Below are 17860 nucleotides of genomic sequence, written 5' to 3' on the forward strand. Positions count from 1 at the left end.
CTAGCCATTAATCGTAGAAGTTACGACCTTCACCCGCACGAGTGAGTAAGCCATCGCATGGCGCGTAACGATCACCATATTTCGATGCAAACTCGTTCATTTTCTCAACCAATTCTTTCAAACCGAATTGATCCATGTAACGGAATGGGCCACCTAAGAATGGGGGAAATCCAATACCGAAGATCGCGCCGATATCACCATCACGTGGCGAGCGGATGATCCCATCATCCAAACAACGAACGGCTTCGTTCAACATTGGCAGCACACAGCGCAAAGCAATGTCGTTGTCGCTCAGTTTTGATTCAGGCGTTAAGTTCAGCAGTTTGTACACTGACTTATCAACTTCCTTCTTCTTACCTTTATAGGTATAGAAACCTTTACCACTCTTACGACCTTTACGACCGTCGTTCAGTAGTGTTTCGAATACGTCTGGACCTTTAAATCGCTCGCCCAATTCGTTAACCAAGATTGGCATGATCTTCGCGCCAATATCGACACCAACTTCATCAAGCAAAGTAATTGGGCCAACCGGGAAACCAAAATCGAGTAGTGCATTGTCCAGTTGTTCGATTGGCTCATTTGCCAACAAGATATGTGCGGCTTCATTCATGTAAGGTGCAAGAATACGGTTTACGTAAAAGCCTGCTTTATCTTTCACAACGATTGGCGTTTTACCTTGTTTCTTCGCAAGCGCAACCACGGTAGAAATGGTTTCATCCGACGTCGTCTCGTGAGGAATCACTTCCACCAGCGGCATTTTCTCTACCGGGCTGAAATAGTGTAAACCGACGATGTTTTCTGGACGCTCTGCTTTTTCCGCAATTTTGTGAATCGGCAAAGAAGACGTATTGGTCGCAAAAATAGTGTCTAGTTTCGCATTCGCTTCAATATCCGCAACCATCGTCTGTTTAAGGTCAAGATCTTCAAACACAGCTTCAATTACTACATCAATATGGTTGAAGCTTGTAAAGTCAATACCGCCAGACAGTTGCAGCATCTTCGCTTGCAGACCCGCTTTCGAGATAATACGGCGCTTACGTTGCTTATCAAACAACTTGTAGTTGTAGTTCAATGCGTTAAGCACACCGTCGTTACTAACATCTTTAATACGCACTGGCACTTTTGCTTTGGCGACGGAAACGTGGCTAATACCCGCCCCCATCAAACCACCACCAAGTACACCAACTCGACCGACCGATGCGGGCTCAGCCTCTGTACCATTCTCTTTCTTCATTTCAGTGGTAGCAAAGAAAATAGAGCGTAATGCTTTTGATTCAGAGCTCATCACCAATTCGCTAAAGCGCTTTGCTTCAAGTTCTTGGCCCTGAGCAAAACCTTTCTCAAGACCGTGTTGAATAACTTCTAGGATAGCCACGGTTGCAGGGTAGTTACCACGCGTTTTTTCATTAGTTTTTTTCGCTGCTTGCTCAAACACAAACTTACGACCTAAGCCGCTGCCCGACATCAATTTCTCTTTGGTCGATTGCTTTTGTTTGCCTTTCTTCTTGCCTTTTTCGACATGCATCTTCGCGACATCAAGCAAGACAGTCTCTGGCACACATGCGTCAACCACACCCAATTTTTTCGCTTTCTTCGCACGCAGTTGTTTACCTGTAAGGATTAAATCTAACGAGGGCAACAGACCAATTAAACGTGGAAGACGTTGAGTACCACCAGAACCAGGCAGCAAACCAAGTTTCACTTCAGGCAAACCAAGACGCGTTTTATCGGAATCAGTACACACTCGGTAGTCACACGCGAGAGCAAGCTCTAAACCGCCACCCAGACATGGACCATGAATCGCTGCGACAACCGGGTAAGGCAGCTCAGACAGCTGCTGGAACAAGTCTTGGCCTTGCTTGGCTAAGGCTTCAGCTTCACTTGCCGTCGTGCACGCTTCGAGCATGCGTACATCGGCACCCGCAACAAAGTTATCTGGTTTTAAGGAATGGATGATCATCCCTTTTACGCCGTTGGTGTCTTTCAGTTGAGCGAAAATCTCTTTCATCTCATCTGCAAATGCCGCTTGCAACGTGTTCATTTTCTCGTTTGGCACATCGATGGCTAGCCAAGCAATGTTCTGCTCATCAATCTTTAGACTAAATGCTTTTTGCTCGCTCATTACTCAACCTCCAAAATCATTGCTGCACCAAGACCACCTGCGGCACACGCAGTATTCAACGCAAGACCACCACCACGACGTTTCAGCTCACGTAACGTTTGTGTCATCATACGAGCGCCAGTCGCAGCAAATGGGTGACCGTAAGCAATTGAACCGCCAAGGACATTGAATTTGTCCATGTCGATCTCGCCAATCGCTTTCGAGCGACCTAGGTTCTCTTGGGCAAATTTATCAGAAGCAAACATCTTCACATTTGCAAGTGCTTGAGCAGCAAACGCTTCATGCATATCAATAAGCGTGAGGTCTGAAAGTTCCAATCCGGTATTTTCTAATACTTTCGATGTCGCGTAAGTTGGCCCCATCAACATATCCATTTCGACGCCAATAGCCGAGAATGCATAACCGCGAATGTAGCCAAGAATTTCCATCCCAAGCTCTTTCGCTTTACCTTCACGCATTAGCATCACAGCGGCACCACCATCGGTTAATGGCGTACTGTTTGCGGCTGTTACACTACCGTATTGGCGGTCAAAAGCCGGACGCAATTTTGCATAACCTTCTAATGTCGAATCATGACGAATGTTGTTATCTTCAGAGATCCATTTTTTGTAAGGTTCTGGGAAAGCAGTCATCACTTCGTCTTGGATTTTGCCGTCTTTCCAAGCTTGCGAAGCTAGAGAGTGAGAACGGTGCGCCAACGCATCTTGCTCTGCACGAGTAATTCCGTGTGACTTCGCCATTTGCTCGGCAGTCTGACCCATTGAGAGACCCGTCGAGTATTCAGCCACTGCCGGCGGCACTGGCATCAAATCTTTGAAGCTGAGTTTTTTAAGAATGTTGAGCTTTTGACCCAGCGTTTTGGTTTTGCTGAGCGCCAGCAAATTAGCAGCCAGCGTTTTTGATACACCAATAGGCAACACAGAAGAAGAGTCCGCACCACCAGCAATCCCCACATCAATGCTGCCAGCCATAATACTTTCGGCAACATTGACAGCAGCTTGGAAGCTGGTCGCACATGCGCGAGTCACACTGTAAGCGTCGGTATGAATGTGCATACCCGTCCCCAATACGATTTCTCGTGCGATGTTTGGTGCTTCTGGCATTTGAACCACTTGTCCAAATACCACTTGTTCAATTAACTTAGGGTCGATATCTGTGCGAGCAAGCATTTCGCTCACTACCATTTTACCTAAATCGACCGCTGGCACCTGGCTGAACTCAGTGCTTTGACGAGCAAAGGGAGTTCGGAGCCCTGCGACAATAGCAACACGTTCACCATGGCGTGTTTTTACTTCCTGCTTGCCCATTGTTTCTCCTTAAATACAAGAGGTCTGACCTCATGCATTGTAATCAACTTGTTAAATTTATCAAACGTGCGTTTAAATAAACGTGAAGCGAGTAGATCTATTACTCTAGTTCATTGATTCTTATGCGATTAAGATTGCTTAACTATAGTGACTTAAAAAGAGAAGAAGTGTGCTGTGGGTAAAATTGAAGCAAAAAAAAACCACACAATATTGTGTGGTCGGAATATCTATAAAACAATTAACATACGCCAATTGTAAAATTAATCAGTTTCCTGATTAGGAGAAAGTAAAGTCAGCCTTCAAAAGGAAGTGTCATCTTGCTCAACATGTTAGTCGCAATGACTAACTAGATGACAAGATGTACTATAGCCCCTTCACTGTATGATATTTTGAAATAGATCAATTTTTATGGTGATTTTATGGTTTCTTGCAGGAATAGGATTTGAAGACTGACCAAGTAGTCAACCAAATGAGGTAAAACGCCTCACTGACAACAATAAAAAATAAATTATCATCACTTCAAATAAGTGCTTGATCGTTGAAGACGTATATTGTGCTGCTGCTAAACTACAAAAAGTGTAGTCGGATCGATTATAAATATAAGCGGTATATATGACCTCACAGAGCAAGACGGAGGCTCCTGTGGCAATATTTAAAATGTTTGGAAAGAAAAATTCCGACAGTCCGGTCAACTCTGATATGGACAGACAAAGAAAATACGAAGCTCTTGTTCGGGGCTATCACAGAGACTTATATCGCTACGCATACTGGTTATGCAAGGAAAAGGCGGTTGCAGAAGATTTGGTTCAAGAAACCTGTCTGCGTGCGTGGAAGTCTCTCGATAGCCTTCAAGATGAAAAGGCTGCGAAATCTTGGCTTATTACCATTCTGAGACGAGAAAATGCGCGCCGCTTCGAACGCAAACAATTTGATTTGGTTGATATCGATGACTATGGCAATGATGCTAAAGTCAGCGATGACCCACATCATCAGCAGGAATGGCTACAAGCTCAAATAATGAAGCTTGATGTCGAATATCGTGAACCTTTGTTCCTCCAAGTTGTAGGCGGTTTCAGCGGAGAAGAAATCGGTAACATTTTGGAGCTGAACAAAAACACGGTAATGACGCGCCTTTTCCGCGCCCGCAATCAACTAAAAGAGATGTTGGATTCTCAAGATACTCAGAGAGGACAAAAAAATGGATGATTTAGAATTTCGTCGTCGTATTTTGTCGGATCCAAAACAGAAGGATGAAGAGATTCTGCAAGCTTTAGCTGAGAACGACGCTAACAGTAAGTTTGTTGAAGACGTTTTGGACCTCGATCTAAAGATTAAGCAAGCCATGAATGTGGATGTGCCAGAAGATCTCGCCGACAAGATTTTGTTTAACCAAACATCAAATGCATTAGAAGATGAAAAGATAGTCAGACCTAATTTCGCTCGTAAAGCGATGGCTTTGGCGGCATCCGTTGCATTTACTGCTGGTTTACTTGTAGGTCAGATTAACTGGGGTAACGTTATTGTTTCTCCAGCGCAAGCAAGTCTGGCAGACACCGCAATGAAACACGTAGTGGCAGAAGAACCGTTTGTCCGTAACATCGATGAAGATGTTTCGAATAAACAAGTCAACGCGAAAATGATGCCTTTCCATTACCAAATAAACGGTGATTTTCCATATCACGTTTACTACCTAAACCATTGTGGTTTTGGTGAGTCGAACAATGCTCTTCATGTCGTCTTCCAAGGTAAAGAAGGCAGAGTCACCATGTTTGTGACTGATGTGAAGAGTGACCAGAAAGTCGACTTTGATAAAGATGGTATGAGTGGTGTTGTGAAACCGGTGGGCAAAGCCAGTATGATTCTTGTTGGTAGCAATGGCGAAGATATCGATGCTATCGCAGCTAAGCTTGCTCCGATGATGGAACCTATGTAACAAGTTCCTTAATACCGCATCGATAAAACGTGAAAAGCCGCTAAATCTCGAAATTTAGCGGCTTTTTCTTATAGATACCAATAAAAACATTCATCCCACCAATTAAGTTTAGAGTCAAAACTCTAAATTATGCACTTTAGATGCAATTTCCCGACATTTAGACATCATTTCTGCAATTTTTATTCAAATTTATCCAATGGTCGGATTTGTATGGTCCACTCTTAATACTACTATCTGCGCCACTGAGCAAATGCTCAACTTATCGTCCAAAGAGACGAAACCCATAAGGAATAAAAAATGACTCAGAATACGCGTCTGTTTAAAAAGACTCTCCTAGCAGTGACGGTTGCAATGGCATCTGGTCAAGCAATGGCAGCTGGTTTCCAGCTAAACGCACAATCAGCGACTGGTATCGGTCGTGCATTCGCAGGTGATGCAGTAATTGCAGACAACGCATCTGTAATGGCTCGTAACCCAGCAGCAATGGCTCTATTTGATAAAATGGAACTGTCGCTTGGTTTTGAAAGCATTACTTCAATGATTGAAGTTAAAGATGCGACGTACCGCGGCGTAACAGCTCCTCTAGGTACATCATCTAACTATGACGATGCAGGTGACACTTCTATCGCACCAAATATCCACCTAATCGTTCCTGTTAATGACAAATTCGCTTGGGGTGTAAACGCATACTCAAACTTCGGTACTAAAACTGAATTTGATGACAGCTTTGCTGCTCGCGAATACGGCGGCCTTACAGATGTGAAAAGCGCAAACTTTGGTCTAGCGGGTTCTTACCGTCTAAACGACCAATGGAGCTTCGGTGCTGGCATCGACCTAATCTACGGTCAAGGTACAATGAAACGTGAAGCAGAAGTTCTACCAATGCCTCTTCTAGATGTAGATGGTGCAGATGGTTGGGCTGTTGGTTTCAACGTAGGTACTGTATTTGAGCTAGATGAAAACAACCGTTTTGGTTTCTCTTACCGTTACAGCCCAGAAATGGAAGCTAAAGACGATAAGGGCCAAAAGATTACTCTTCCGCTACCTGATATGGCAGAGTTCTCTGGCTACCACAAAATTCAAGATACTAAATTTGCGGTTCACTACAGCATCCAATACATCGGTTGGGGTACGTTCGATCAAATCGAATTCCGCAATCTAAAAGACTCCGTTCTAACTGGTAGCTACGACAAGCCGTATGAATGGCAAGATGGTTGGCACTACGCTATTGGTGGTACTTACTACCTAAATAATGATTGGACACTACGTGCGGGCTACATGTACGACACAAGTGCTCAAGCTGACCTAACTTCAGTTTCTGTACCTGATTCTGATCGTCAATGGTTCTCTGGTGGCTTCACTTATCATCTAGATTCAAGCTCGAACATCGATCTTGGCTTTACATATCTGGTAGGTAAAGATGTAGATGTTGTAGAGACAAGTGCTCCAACAGGCTCCTTTACAGGTACAACTCGCGCAGATGCGATTCTATTCGGCTTACAATACAGCCGCAGCTTCTAAGCATTACGCATGAAGCTAATATAAACACTCTCTATATAAAAGGCTGGAATTCCAGCCTTTTTTCTTATCTATCATTTACCCCTCACCTAATCTGAGCGCACACGTGTAACTAAATGCGGTTATTAGGACTCACACTTGTTCGCTGAAACTTCTTCACAACGCCTTTACAGTTAGATAAATTAACTGCATATTTAACTACCAATAGATAATTAACCTGAAAACACTGTTTTATTGGATTTTCATTTTTAAAGTAATAACTCTAGACGTAAACTTTCGCCCCACGTTATAAATAACTCAGCGAACATTACAATGAAAACCAACAAGACTCTCCTTTCAGCAGCAGTGGCATTCGGCCTATTAAGCACTTCAGGCGTTGCAAACGCAGCAGGTTTCCAACTTGCAGAATACTCTGCGACTGGCCTAGGTCGTGCATACGCTGGTGAAGCAGCGATGGCTGATAACGCAGGTGCACAGTGGCGTAACCCAGCAATGCTAACGTACCTAGAAGGCACACAAGTGTCTGTTGGCGCTATTTATGTAAACCCTAATATTGATGTTGATGGCACATCGACATTTGTAAATGGTTCTAATAAAGCAAGTTCACATGACTTTGCACACGATGCTGTTATCCCTAACTTCTACCTATCTCACCAGTACAACGACAAGTTTGCTATTGGTCTAGCATTTGGCACTAACTACGGTATGGAAACGGACCTAGGTAAAGATTTTGCTGCAGCAAACTTTGGTAACCAAGCTAGCGTAACGTCGATGGAAGCGAACCTGAACGCGGCTTACAAACTAAATGAAGCGGTAAGCATTGGTGGTGGTATCCGTTACATCATCGCAGATGGTAGCATTGGCGCGGTAATGCCACCTCAGATGGGTTTAGTGAAACCGACTTTACCGGGTCAAACACTTAAATACATGGAAGGTGATGACACCGCTTGGGGTTGGCAAGTGGGTACTGCATGGCAGATCAATGATAACAACCGCATCGGTTTCGCATATAAATCAGCGGTAGATCTGACCCTAGAAGGTCACGCGAATGGTCTTGCGTTCAACCCAGTGAACCCTAACGCGAAAAAAGCAGGTTCAATGGACCTTACCTTGCCAGCGACAGCTGAACTAGCGAGCTTCCACCAACTAAATGACCAGTTAGCAGTACACGCAAGCATTAACTGGACAGATTGGAGCAGCTTTAAAGAGCTAGTGGCAGATTTCCCTGATTCATCTGATCTAATCAAATCGGAAAACTGGGAAGATAACTACCGCTTTGCTGTAGGTACGACTTACAAGCTTGACCAAAAATGGACATTGCGCTCAGGCGTTGCTTACGACATGTCTGCAGTTGATGACAAGTACCGTACAACAACAATTCCAGAGACTGACCGTCTATGGCTAAGTGTTGGTGCAGGCTATGAATGGTCTAAAAACCTAACTCTAGACGCTGGCTTTACTTACATCTTTGCGAAAGATGCGCCAATCAGCGAACCTCGTGATGCATCTGATAACGAAGCAGCCGTTTTCGGTGGTGCATTTGAAGGTGAGGTAACGGGCAACGTTTGGCTAATCGGTGTTCAAGCGAACTACAAGTTCTAATCTAAACGCTATTTATCGATAAAAGAAAGTTACCGATAAAAAAGAAAGGCTTGGTTTTCACCAAGCCTTTTTGTTTGTCTGTAGAAAACGTTTAGAAGTCTTCTTCTAAGTACTCGTCCAAGTACGCTTCTTCGTCCTCATTCACTTCATCCGTATTGTTGATTTCTGCTTTGAAATCTTGACGCTGAAGATAAATATCACGCGTTAATACGTATGGGTCTGGAGAGGCTTCTAACTGCGCTTCTTGTGGAACAATCAGTGCACGCTTTTCCATACCTTCCAATGCCCACTTACCAAGACCAGCCCAGAAGTTAAGGTAAGAAAGCGGCAAATACATACCATCTACCGTATCTGTTACTTCGCGCAACGTATATGGGCCGTAGCCAGGTACCATGAAGTAAGGACCATTTCCTACTCCATAATGACCCACCACACTACTGAACTCTTTGTTATCGTATTTGGTGATACCCGCCGCTGTCGCGATATCGAATAAGCCAAGTACACCAAAAGTCGAGTTAATCCAGAATCGGTTAAAGTGATCGACCGCTTTAGTGCCGTTTCCCATTACCAAATTGTTAACCACGCTTGCTGGCTCATCTAAGTTCGCCAAAAAGTTTGCGATACCTGAGCGAACTGGGACTGGCGTGTAGTCCACATACGCAAGAGAGATAGGACGAACCAAATACGGATCAAGGTAATCGTAGTTGATTTCCCACATCGCGCGGTTGAAGCCTTCTAACGGATCATAAACACCAGAAGTCGTTTGATTCGTTTCGTTTTCTTCTGTTGCCGCCTCTTCAGGCGCAGTCGAACAGCCAACCATTCCAACTGCAAACAACAACAAGAAGGTGGATTTACCCTTGTTATACATTCTGCGTTCCATAACGACGATTAATATACCTAAGCAACCTTAAAGATTGATGTACGCGATACTGCTCTTAAAAAGTCACTTGGGTATATAAATAAAGAAAGGCCAGCAAGCGCTGGCCTTCATCATTCTACTCGATAGTTGGTAGTCATACCACAAAAGCGATAGGACAATCACAAAGTGTCCACTATCAGAGACAGGATAGATTTATTGATACTGCTTATCGATCATCACATCCACTGGTTGACCAAATTCAACCGCTTCACTTTCGCCGTACCAATCATGGTCACGAGTCGCTACGTTACCGTCAGAGTCGATACGAACACGTACCATCAGTTTCTCTAACGACGACAGCTTCTGCCCTTCCATCATCGCATTACCGTCGTCTAAAACCACGGTACGAGGGAAAGTCCCTAGTGGATAGCGCGCTGCTGCAACTGGCATTGGGGAGCCGTCTGCGCGATGAATAGATACAATCAATACTGCATTTGGGTCCAATTGAGCTTCTGGAGCAACGTTAATCGTCACTGCCACGCTTTTATCTGGAGACACCGCCTCACCCATTTGCTTACGCGCACTTTCGATACTGCGACCTAGCATTTCGTAACGGCTATCCTCTGGACCAATCATCTGCTGCATGATGCCCCAGTATTTAATCGCTGCAGGGAAATCTTGGCGCTCAAACGCATCGAATGCCAACAGCGAGAATACACGTAGGTCGACATAGTCTTGCTGCATTAGCTTGCCAAGCAGAGAACGTGCTGTCGCTTGATCCATCTCGTCTTGAGACAGCATTAAAGCTTGAGCGTAACCGAGTTGTACGTCAGGATCTTTCGGCTCCAGCTTGTACGCTTTCTCCATTGCATCAATCGAGGTTGTGACATCACGATTAGCCAGAGCGATACGCCCAAGAAGCAGCCAACCTGTTGAATCATCTGGTTGGTAATGCAGACGCGTACGAAGTGCTAACGATAAGTCATCCATTTCGTCTTCGCTTAAAGGCTCAGACGATGCTGACATCAACTTCTTCGAAAGTTCAGGTAGGTTTGACGTGACTTCCTGCCACTTAACAACGTCCTGAGAAGCACCAAACTTGTAGTAAAGACCGTAACTCAATACCACTGTTAAAATAACCGAAGGAATCAATACCGCCATTGGAGAAACTTTGGTTTCACCTTGTGTTTTTTCACTTGGGATGTCATCCAGTAGCGACTGTTTCAAATCAGAGATCAACTCGTCTTGGCTCTCGACCAAGCCTTCATCGGTTTCTTCTTCAAGCTCAGAAAGTCGGTCTTTATAGAACGCTTTGTTTAGCTCGTCACGTAATACTTCATCGTTGTTTGCTTTTTGCTTTAGCAGTGGCAAAGCGACCAACACGCAAGCAATCAGCGTTAAAACAACGGTAGAAATCCAAAATAGTGTCATTACTTCTTATCTCCGTTGTTCTCTTCATCAAGTAGCGCTTTAAGACGAGCTTCTTTGTTCTCATCCCAATTTTCATCGCTATCTTGAACAGTTTTTACTTTGGCTTTACGGCTGCGAAGCACGATCAAACCAAAGCCACCTAAAACAACAGCAAATGGACCAAGCCAAAGAATCGCGGTTGCCATGGTAAACGGAGGGTTATAAGTCACAAAATTACCGTAACGGGCAATCATGTAGTCAACGATTTCATCTTTAGACTTACCGTCTTTGGTCATTTCATAAACCTTGTGACGCAGGTCTTGAGCAAGCTCTGCGTTTGAGTCAGAAATCGTGTTGTTCTGACATTTAGGGCAACGAAGCGTATGACCGAGCTCTTTGAACTGTTGTTCTTGCTCTAAGTTATCAAACTCATACACTTCGATTGCAGCGTGTGCTGCAAGCGAAAATGTCATCGCAGCGAGCGCCGCTAGAATAAACTTTTTCATTGCTTCGCCTCCTCAACCAATTTGGTATAAAGCGGCTCTAGGGTCTCAGCCCAGTTACGAGGGTTCACGTCGCCAACATGACGGTAGCGAATCACACCATTGGCATCGATGATGAACGTTTCAGGAGCGCCGTAAACACCAAGGTCTAGGCCCAACATGCCGCTTCCATCAAACAAGCTGATTAGGTATGGATTACCAAGGTCGTTTAACCAACCAATCGCTTTATTACGATCATCTTTGTAGTTCATACCGATGATCTTCACGCCTTTGCCTGCAAGTTCGTTTAAGTATTTGTGCTCAGCGTAACAAGTTGGACACCAAGTCGCCCAAACGTTAAGCAACAGCGGCTCACCTTTAAAGATCGACTGGTCGTATTGCTTACCCGGTTCCGCTAAATCTTCTAGGTGGAACTCAGGTACTGGCTTACCTACCAGTACTGATTCCAATTTTGTTGGATCGTCGCCGTCTTGGTTACGAACCAACTGAGTCGCGAAGATACCCGCCAAAACCATAAAAGCGACCAACGGGATAAATAAGACTTTCTTATTCATATTATGCTTCCTTTTCCGCTAGCTTTGACTTTCCGTCTTTCTTAGCCGTCTTGCGGAAGCGGTAACGTCTATCAGAGATAGCAAGCGCACCACCTAAAGACATGATCAATGAACCAGCCCAGATCCAACGAACGAATGGTTTGTAGTAAATACGTACTGCCCACGAACGGTTGTCGTCTAGACGCTCGCCCATCGCGATGTACAAATCACGAGTAATTCCGCGATCAATAGCCGCTTCAGTCATCATCGACTTCGCCGTGCGGTAGAAACGTTTTTCAGCGTGTAGCGTGTTCACGTACTTACCATCATTGGTGATTTCGAAGTCCGCGATGTAACCATCGTAGTTTGGACCATCTTTGTCACGTAGACCTGAGAAGTAGAAATCGTAACCGTAAATCTTGAAGTGCTCACCAGGCGCCAAACGTACGTCACGTTCGATGCTGTAGTTTTGCACCATCGCAATACCAATCACAGTAACGGCTAAACCAATGTGACCAAGCATCATTGCCCAGTGGCTGCGTTGCAATTTACGAACACCTTCACCAAAGCTGTGACGGTGCGTCGCACGCTCGTACAATTCAAAGCAATGCATTGCAATGATCCAGATTGCCATTACCCAACCGATGTAAGCCATCACTGAGAAGAAGTCTGCGAACAGGAACACGCACACTGCCGCTAATGCGAAGGCAAGCACACCGGAAACAATCATCGGCTTAATAAGCTTAGATAGATTATCGCGCTTCCAGCGAATCATAGGACCAATACCTAACAGGAAGGCAAACGGCATCATCAACCATGCGAACAGCATGTCGAAGAATGGCGCACCAATAGATACTGAACCAAGACCAATTTGTTTGTGAACTAATGGCAGCAATGTACCAACTAGTACGACGACCAGTGCAGCAATCAGAAGCACGTTGTTCCCAAGTAGCGCGTTCTCACGCGAAACCAAATCAAAGTTACCGCGAACCCGAACCGCCGCCCCTTTCACTGCAAATAACAGGAGTGAACCACCAATGACGAAAACGAGGAAACCTAGGATAAACATACCGCGAGATGGGTCAGACGCGAATGCGTGTACCGACACCAGAATACCGGAACGAACCAAGAAGGTACCAAGCAAACTTAATGAGAATGCAGAAATTGCCAGTAATACTGTCCATGCTTTAAACGTACCGCGTTTTTCCGTCACCGCTAGAGAGTGCATGAGAGCCGTACCCGCTAGCCAAGGCATGAATGATGCGTTTTCTACTGGATCCCAGAACCACCAGCCACCCCAGCCAAGTTCATAGTACGCCCACCAAGAGCCTAGTGCGATACCTAGTGTTAGGAAAACCCATGCAGCTGTAGTCCAAGGGCGAGACCAACGAGCCCAAGCCGTATCAAGACGGCCTGTCATTAGAGAAGCAATCGCAAACGAGAACGCAACCGAGAAGCCTACATAGCCCATGTAAAGCATTGGCGGGTGAACAATCAAACCCGGATCTTGAAGAAGTGGGTTCAGGTCACGACCATCAACAGGGAAGAATGGCAACGTACGTAGGAACGGGTTTGAAGTAAGAATGATGAACAGCAAGAAACCAACTGAAATCATGCCCATTACAGCAAGCACACGTGCAACCGATTCTTGTGGCATACCGCGGCTAAATGTCGCTACAGCCACAGTCCAACCAGCTTGGATAAGCACCCAAAGCAACAGTGAACCTTCGTGCGCGCCCCAAACTGCCGTTAGACGGTAGTACCAAGGTAGTAGGCTGTTTGAGTTACTTGCCACGTATTGCAACGTGAAATCATTGGTATAGAAACCCCAACATAAGATCACGAATGAGAAAAATAGCATGATGAACATCGACCAAGATAGCGGTCGTGCTGTATTCATCAGCATCGTGTTATTGTTTGATGCGCCCCATAACGGCAGTACGCTTAGCAGTACTGCCATCGCAAGCGATAAAATGAGGGCAAAGTGACCGATTTCAGCAATCATTGGTCGCTTCCTTGTTTTTGTTCAGTGGTGTACTGCAAAGGCTCATGGGTTTTCTTCATCGCTTCTGCAATTTCAGGTGGCATGTACTCTTCGTCGTGCTTCGCTAGCACTTCAAACGCTTCAACCGTTGTTGCATCTTTAAGTACGCCTTGAGCTACGATACCCTGACCTTCACGGAACAAATCTGGAAGGATACCTTCATACACGATCGTCACTTTTGGACCCACGTCGTGTAGATCAAAACGCACTTTCAGAGAGTCTTGGTCGCGGCGAACTGAACCCACAACAACCATACCGCCGATACGCAAGCGTTGACCGACTTCCGGTTTCGTACCATCAGGCTTACCATTAACTAACTCTGTTGGAGTATAGAAAAGGTCCATATTTTGGTTAAGCGCATACAACATCAAACCAATGGTTGCACTGATGCCGATAAAGATAGCGAGGACAATGCCCAGCCTCTTTTTACGTCTCGGGTTCATAACGTGTTCTCCATATTCTTCGCCGCGTCGATACGCGCTTGGCGGTCAATTTTTGCTTGAACTTCTTTCAATAACGCATCCCCACGACGGACGCTTGAAATCAAAAGAATCAGCATAGACAAGAAAGTAATACCAAACGCGCTCCATACGTATGATGCGTAGCCACCCATGGCAAGTAATTCGCTCAGAGATTCAAAATGCATGATTAATTACCTCACTGAGTTTTTTCAGATGCGAGTTTGCGAACCCAAGGACGGTGACTTTCTTTACTGATGATTTCATTACGGAAACGTACCATAGTCACTGCACCAAAGAAGAACGCAAAGCCAAAGATGTTCAACAACAGCGGCCAAAGCATGTTGGATGAAATGGATGGCTTTTCAAATTTCGTAATGGTTGCGCCTTGATGTAGCGTGTTCCACCACTCCACAGAAAAGTGGATGATAGGTAGGTTAACAACGCCAACAATCGCAAGAATACCAGCGGCTTTTGCGGCGGTTTTTTGATCGTCAAACGCGTGATACAGCGCAATAACACCAAGATACAGGAATAGAAGAATGAGTTCTGAGGTTAGGCGTGCATCCCATACCCACCAAGTGCCCCACATTGGCTTTCCCCACACCGCGCCAGTAAGCAAAGCGATAAAAGTAAACACTGCACCAATTGGTGCCATAGCGAGTGCGGCCATTTCTGAAAGGCGAACCTGCCAAACCAAACCAATAAATGCGGCAATGGCCATCGACATGTAAACACCCATCGACCAAATGGCTGAAGGCACGTGAATATAGATGATTCGGAAACTGTCGCCTTGCTGGTAGTCCGAAGGCGCGAACGCAAGCCCCCATACGGTACCAACCGACAGGCATACGAGGGCCAAAACAGAAAACCAAGGGAGAAACTTACCACTTAGGTGATAAGCTGCTTCAGGCTTGGCATAAGGATGTAGCCATTTCCACATGTTAAGTTCTCACTCTTACTTCAGGGACACTGTCTAGAGGGTCGAGACCGTAGCAGTGCTTTAATAATAATTCTTTGATCAAACGACGCTTAATCCGCACTTTACTGAGTTAGTTAACACTAACTCTTAGCGCCGCGCTGATAGCAAACGGGGTGAGGGTGACGGCCCCCATCAACATGGCCCCTAAAATAGCCAGTTGTCCGTTATACGCGATACCTAATGCTGCAGCATCAATCGCGGATGTAGCGAAAATCAGAATTGGGATGTAGAGCGGCAGAATAAGCAAACTTAGAAGAACGCCGCCCTTTTGTAACCCAACTGTCAGCGCCACACCAATGGCACCGATAAAACTTAGCGTCGGAGTTCCGATCGCGAGTGTCAAAACCACAGACAACCAAGTATTGAAATCAAGAGAAAGCAGAATCGCCAATAATGGGCTAATCAGAATTAGCGGCAATCCAGTTAACAACCAATGTGCTATGACCTTAGAAATCACAACAAGTTGCAACGGAATTGGCATCAGCATCATTTGCTCTAGCGCACCGTCTTGAAAATCATCACGGAATAGACGCTCTAATGATAATAAGGCAGACAGCAACGCAGCAACCCAAACGATGCCAGCTGCAATACGTGCTAACAAATTAGGCTCTGGACCGATGCTAAGAGGGAAAAGTGTGATCACGATAATGAAGAACCACAGCGGGTTCAGGATGTCTGCCTGACGACGAAATGCAATCAACAACTCACGGCGGATAATGGTGGTCATGGACGAAATCATACTAATCACCCAATTTTATTTTTCTAAGTTTAGAGCTATCTGCAAACATATCTTGGTGTGTAGTCAGAATAACGATGCCACCATTATCAGCATGATTTGCAAACAATGATTCAAGCACCTTCACACCTTGTTTATCAATTGCCGTCAACGGCTCATCTAAAATCCATAGAATTTGTTTACTCAACCACAATCGAGCAAGCGCAACACGTCGTTGCTGACCGGCAGAAAGTTGTGCTACAGGCACATCTTCTCTACCTGCAAGACCAACTTGAGTCAATGCAGCAAAGATTTCGTCATCAGAAGAACGGTTATTGTGAATAGATTGATAAAAGCGTAGGTTTTCGAATGCCGTCAACTCGCGTTTTACGCCAGTTTGATGCCCAAGGAAGAGCAAGTCTTGATGAAAGACGTCACGAGATTTTTCCGTGATTTCGCCTTTCCATTTGATGATGCCCTCTTCTCTGTCCCCTAACCCGATAATGATTCGCAGCAATGTCGTTTTACCTGTGCCGTTTCGTCCTTCTATTTGGACAAGCTCACCAGGCTTAATTTCAAATTGCAGGTTTTCAAACAGGACCCTTTCGTCACGGATCGCAGTTAGGTTAGAGACTTCTAACATAGGGCTTCAACTAAAAAATGAATGAGCGGCTATATTAACACAGCTTAGTTGTGACAAAACAGGATAAGAAAGCGATGATGTATGTAAGTTCGTGAGTTTTTGTTAACTTATAGTCACATTTTAATAAAATTAACCATAAATGATTATAAGTTTTTATTTTAAAAATAAAAAAAGAAGCCGAAGCTTCTTTTTTCATCTTTTATCGACGTCTTCCACGAGGTGGATAAGTCGGGTCATCAGAGGGTTGACTGCTTAGTGGTGGAATTTTCTCTTTCCCTGCAAGTTTCTTCTGCAAAGACAGCATTAATTCAGCTTCCGCTTTCGGCAATTCACACTCTTCAATCAACTCGTTGATATCAGCACCAAGTTGAACCATTTTTGAAGCGCGACTATACAGTCTTCCGTCTGTATCTGCGTGTTCTAGTTCGCGAATGCGTTCATTAAGATGTTGAATTACATCTTGTTGTTCAGTGACTTTTTGGCCTAAACCAACCACCACAGAACGCACTTCCAACAGTTGTTTGTTCAGCTTTTGTACTTCTTTCTCAGCATTTCGCGCATGAGCGCGCTGCTGATCCATTTGCTTTTGTAAGCCAGCACGCACGCGTAACTGCATTAAAAGCAGAATCAGAAATACAAAAGCCAAGCCGCCTGCAAATAGCGGCAAAGATAGGAAGGTTTCTTCAGCCATGATTCATCAGCCAATTATAGGTGAGCCATCTCATCCCATTCGTCATCGCTTAGTAGCTTGTTCAAATCAACAAGAATAAGCAGTTTACCATCACGGTTGCTTACGCCTTGAATGAACTTAGCGCTTTCGTCAGTACCTACAGATGGGGTTGTATCGATCTCAGAAGAACGTAGGTAAACCACTTCAGCAACGCTGTCGACTAGGATACCGATAACTTGGCGCTCAGACTCAATCACGATGATACGTGTATTGTCAGTCACTTCGCCTTCCATTAAGCCAAAACGAGAGCGAGTATCAATAACGGTAACCACGTTACCACGCAGGTTGATGATACCTAGTACGTAATCTGGCGCACCCGGAACTGGAGCGATTTCTGTGTAGCGAAGCACTTCACGAACTTGCATCACATTGATGCCATAAGTTTCTTCTTCAAGTTGGAACGTCACCCACTGAAGAACTTCGTCGTTCGATGTATCTTTCTTCACTTCAACTTCAAAAGCTTGAGACATAGTTAATCCTCGTTAATGTCGTTCCCGA

At 44.9% G+C, this 17860-nt stretch carries 18 protein-coding genes; 4 read left to right on the forward strand and 14 right to left on the reverse strand.

The window, feature by feature from the left end; translation table 11 throughout:
• Window positions 1–7: 7 nt before the first annotated feature.
• Both fadJ and fadI read right to left on the reverse strand, forming a co-directional pair.
• Complete coding sequence (gene fadJ, locus OQJ86_RS09100; protein ID WP_265987540.1) at window positions 8–2122, reverse strand: fatty acid oxidation complex subunit alpha FadJ; 2115 nt, start codon at window positions 2120–2122, stop codon at window positions 8–10.
• On the reverse strand, window positions 2122–3429 hold the full coding sequence (gene fadI, locus OQJ86_RS09105) for an acetyl-CoA C-acyltransferase FadI (protein ID WP_039974172.1): 1308 nt from the start codon (window positions 3427–3429) through the stop codon (window positions 2122–2124). Before fadI ends, fadJ begins: the two co-directional genes overlap by 1 nt.
• Window positions 3430–4086: 657 nt before the next feature.
• On the opposite strand from fadI, the gene OQJ86_RS09110 reads away from it, so the two are divergent.
• The 4 genes from OQJ86_RS09110 (at window position 4087) to OQJ86_RS09125 (ending at window position 8482) form a co-directional block, all read left to right on the forward strand.
• Complete coding sequence (locus tag OQJ86_RS09110) at window positions 4087–4635, forward strand: sigma-70 family RNA polymerase sigma factor (protein ID WP_038871392.1); 549 nt, start codon at window positions 4087–4089, stop codon at window positions 4633–4635.
• Window positions 4628–5362, forward strand: a complete 735-nt coding sequence (locus OQJ86_RS09115; RefSeq protein ID WP_038871368.1) for a DUF3379 domain-containing protein — start codon at window positions 4628–4630, stop codon at window positions 5360–5362. Before OQJ86_RS09110 ends, OQJ86_RS09115 begins: the two co-directional genes overlap by 8 nt.
• 297 nt (window positions 5363–5659) lie before the next feature.
• Window positions 5660–6883, forward strand: a complete 1224-nt coding sequence (locus OQJ86_RS09120) for an outer membrane protein transport protein (protein WP_038871371.1) — start codon at window positions 5660–5662, stop codon at window positions 6881–6883.
• A gap of 309 nt (window positions 6884–7192) precedes the next feature.
• Entirely contained in the window at window positions 7193–8482 is a 1290-nt protein-coding gene (locus tag OQJ86_RS09125) for an outer membrane protein transport protein (protein WP_038871374.1), read from the forward strand.
• 91 nt (window positions 8483–8573) lie between these two features.
• Here the strand turns inward: OQJ86_RS09125 and OQJ86_RS09130 are convergent, their stop codons facing one another.
• The 12 genes from OQJ86_RS09130 to OQJ86_RS09185 form a co-directional block, all read right to left on the reverse strand.
• Window positions 8574–9353, reverse strand: coding sequence for a VacJ family lipoprotein (locus tag OQJ86_RS09130; protein ID WP_038871377.1), 780 nt, complete (start codon window positions 9351–9353; stop codon window positions 8574–8576).
• 204 nt (window positions 9354–9557) lie between these two features.
• A complete protein-coding gene (ccmI, locus tag OQJ86_RS09135; RefSeq protein ID WP_265987542.1) occupies window positions 9558–10775 on the reverse strand; it encodes a c-type cytochrome biogenesis protein CcmI in 1218 nt (405 codons plus the stop codon).
• Complete coding sequence (locus OQJ86_RS09140) at window positions 10775–11260, reverse strand: cytochrome c-type biogenesis protein (protein ID WP_038882176.1); 486 nt, start codon at window positions 11258–11260, stop codon at window positions 10775–10777. The genes ccmI and OQJ86_RS09140 overlap by 1 nt, the downstream gene beginning before the upstream one ends.
• Window positions 11257–11811 (reverse strand): DsbE family thiol:disulfide interchange protein, encoded by a 555-nt coding sequence (locus OQJ86_RS09145; RefSeq protein ID WP_010449576.1) that lies wholly within the window; start codon window positions 11809–11811, stop codon window positions 11257–11259. Before OQJ86_RS09145 ends, OQJ86_RS09140 begins: the two co-directional genes overlap by 4 nt.
• Window position 11812: 1 nt before the next feature.
• A complete protein-coding gene (locus OQJ86_RS09150) occupies window positions 11813–13795 on the reverse strand; it encodes a heme lyase CcmF/NrfE family subunit (RefSeq protein WP_038882174.1) in 1983 nt (660 codons plus the stop codon).
• Window positions 13792–14277, reverse strand: a complete 486-nt coding sequence (ccmE, locus tag OQJ86_RS09155; RefSeq protein WP_038864807.1) for a cytochrome c maturation protein CcmE — start codon at window positions 14275–14277, stop codon at window positions 13792–13794. Before ccmE ends, OQJ86_RS09150 begins: the two co-directional genes overlap by 4 nt.
• Complete coding sequence (gene ccmD, locus OQJ86_RS09160; RefSeq protein ID WP_265987543.1) at window positions 14274–14480, reverse strand: heme exporter protein CcmD; 207 nt, start codon at window positions 14478–14480, stop codon at window positions 14274–14276. The genes ccmE and ccmD overlap by 4 nt, the downstream gene beginning before the upstream one ends.
• 11 nt (window positions 14481–14491) lie before the next feature.
• Entirely contained in the window at window positions 14492–15235 is a 744-nt protein-coding gene (locus OQJ86_RS09165) for a heme ABC transporter permease (protein WP_038864810.1), read from the reverse strand.
• 109 nt (window positions 15236–15344) lie between these two features.
• Window positions 15345–16013, reverse strand: a complete 669-nt coding sequence (gene ccmB / locus OQJ86_RS09170) for a heme exporter protein CcmB (protein WP_038864811.1) — start codon at window positions 16011–16013, stop codon at window positions 15345–15347.
• Between the two features lies 1 nt (window position 16014).
• Window positions 16015–16632 carry a cytochrome c biogenesis heme-transporting ATPase CcmA gene (gene ccmA, locus OQJ86_RS09175; RefSeq protein ID WP_038864813.1) on the reverse strand — a complete coding sequence of 206 codons (618 nt, stop codon included), beginning with the start codon at window positions 16630–16632 and terminating at the stop codon, window positions 16015–16017.
• 199 nt (window positions 16633–16831) lie between these two features.
• Window positions 16832–17323, reverse strand: coding sequence for a DUF2802 domain-containing protein (locus tag OQJ86_RS09180; RefSeq protein WP_038882173.1), 492 nt, complete (start codon window positions 17321–17323; stop codon window positions 16832–16834).
• A gap of 14 nt (window positions 17324–17337) precedes the next feature.
• Window positions 17338–17832 carry a chemotaxis protein CheW gene (locus OQJ86_RS09185; protein ID WP_038864816.1) on the reverse strand — a complete coding sequence of 165 codons (495 nt, stop codon included), beginning with the start codon at window positions 17830–17832 and terminating at the stop codon, window positions 17338–17340.
• Between the last annotated feature and the right edge of the window lie 28 nt (window positions 17833–17860).

The sequence above is a fragment of the Vibrio sp. Sgm 5 genome, from assembly GCF_026241575.1.
GTDB classification, from domain to species: domain Bacteria; phylum Pseudomonadota; class Gammaproteobacteria; order Enterobacterales; family Vibrionaceae; genus Vibrio; species Vibrio jasicida.

Excerpts from the sequence above, each read along its gene's own strand:
- fadJ (WP_265987540.1), bottom strand. The coding sequence starts at position 2,122 with ATGAGCGAGCAAAAAGCATTTAGTCTAAAGATTGATGAGCAGAACATT.
- fadI (WP_039974172.1), bottom strand. The coding sequence starts at position 3,429 with ATGGGCAAGCAGGAAGTAAAAACACGCCATGGTGAACGTGTTGCTATT.
- OQJ86_RS09110 (WP_038871392.1), top strand. The coding sequence starts at position 4,087 with ATGTTTGGAAAGAAAAATTCCGACAGTCCGGTCAACTCTGATATGGAC.
- OQJ86_RS09115 (WP_038871368.1), top strand. The coding sequence starts at position 4,628 with ATGGATGATTTAGAATTTCGTCGTCGTATTTTGTCGGATCCAAAACAG.
- OQJ86_RS09120 (WP_038871371.1), top strand. The coding sequence starts at position 5,660 with ATGACTCAGAATACGCGTCTGTTTAAAAAGACTCTCCTAGCAGTGACG.
- OQJ86_RS09125 (WP_038871374.1), top strand. The coding sequence starts at position 7,193 with ATGAAAACCAACAAGACTCTCCTTTCAGCAGCAGTGGCATTCGGCCTA.
- OQJ86_RS09130 (WP_038871377.1), bottom strand. The coding sequence starts at position 9,353 with ATGTATAACAAGGGTAAATCCACCTTCTTGTTGTTGTTTGCAGTTGGA.
- ccmI (WP_265987542.1), bottom strand. The coding sequence starts at position 10,775 with ATGACACTATTTTGGATTTCTACCGTTGTTTTAACGCTGATTGCTTGC.
- OQJ86_RS09140 (WP_038882176.1), bottom strand. The coding sequence starts at position 11,260 with ATGAAAAAGTTTATTCTAGCGGCGCTCGCTGCGATGACATTTTCGCTT.
- OQJ86_RS09145 (WP_010449576.1), bottom strand. The coding sequence starts at position 11,811 with ATGAATAAGAAAGTCTTATTTATCCCGTTGGTCGCTTTTATGGTTTTG.
- OQJ86_RS09150 (WP_038882174.1), bottom strand. The coding sequence starts at position 13,795 with ATGATTGCTGAAATCGGTCACTTTGCCCTCATTTTATCGCTTGCGATG.
- ccmE (WP_038864807.1), bottom strand. The coding sequence starts at position 14,277 with ATGAACCCGAGACGTAAAAAGAGGCTGGGCATTGTCCTCGCTATCTTT.
- ccmD (WP_265987543.1), bottom strand. The coding sequence starts at position 14,480 with ATGCATTTTGAATCTCTGAGCGAATTACTTGCCATGGGTGGCTACGCA.
- OQJ86_RS09165 (WP_038864810.1), bottom strand. The coding sequence starts at position 15,235 with ATGTGGAAATGGCTACATCCTTATGCCAAGCCTGAAGCAGCTTATCAC.
- ccmB (WP_038864811.1), bottom strand. The coding sequence starts at position 16,013 with ATGATTTCGTCCATGACCACCATTATCCGCCGTGAGTTGTTGATTGCA.
- ccmA (WP_038864813.1), bottom strand. The coding sequence starts at position 16,632 with ATGTTAGAAGTCTCTAACCTAACTGCGATCCGTGACGAAAGGGTCCTG.
- OQJ86_RS09180 (WP_038882173.1), bottom strand. The coding sequence starts at position 17,323 with ATGGCTGAAGAAACCTTCCTATCTTTGCCGCTATTTGCAGGCGGCTTG.
- OQJ86_RS09185 (WP_038864816.1), bottom strand. The coding sequence starts at position 17,832 with ATGTCTCAAGCTTTTGAAGTTGAAGTGAAGAAAGATACATCGAACGAC.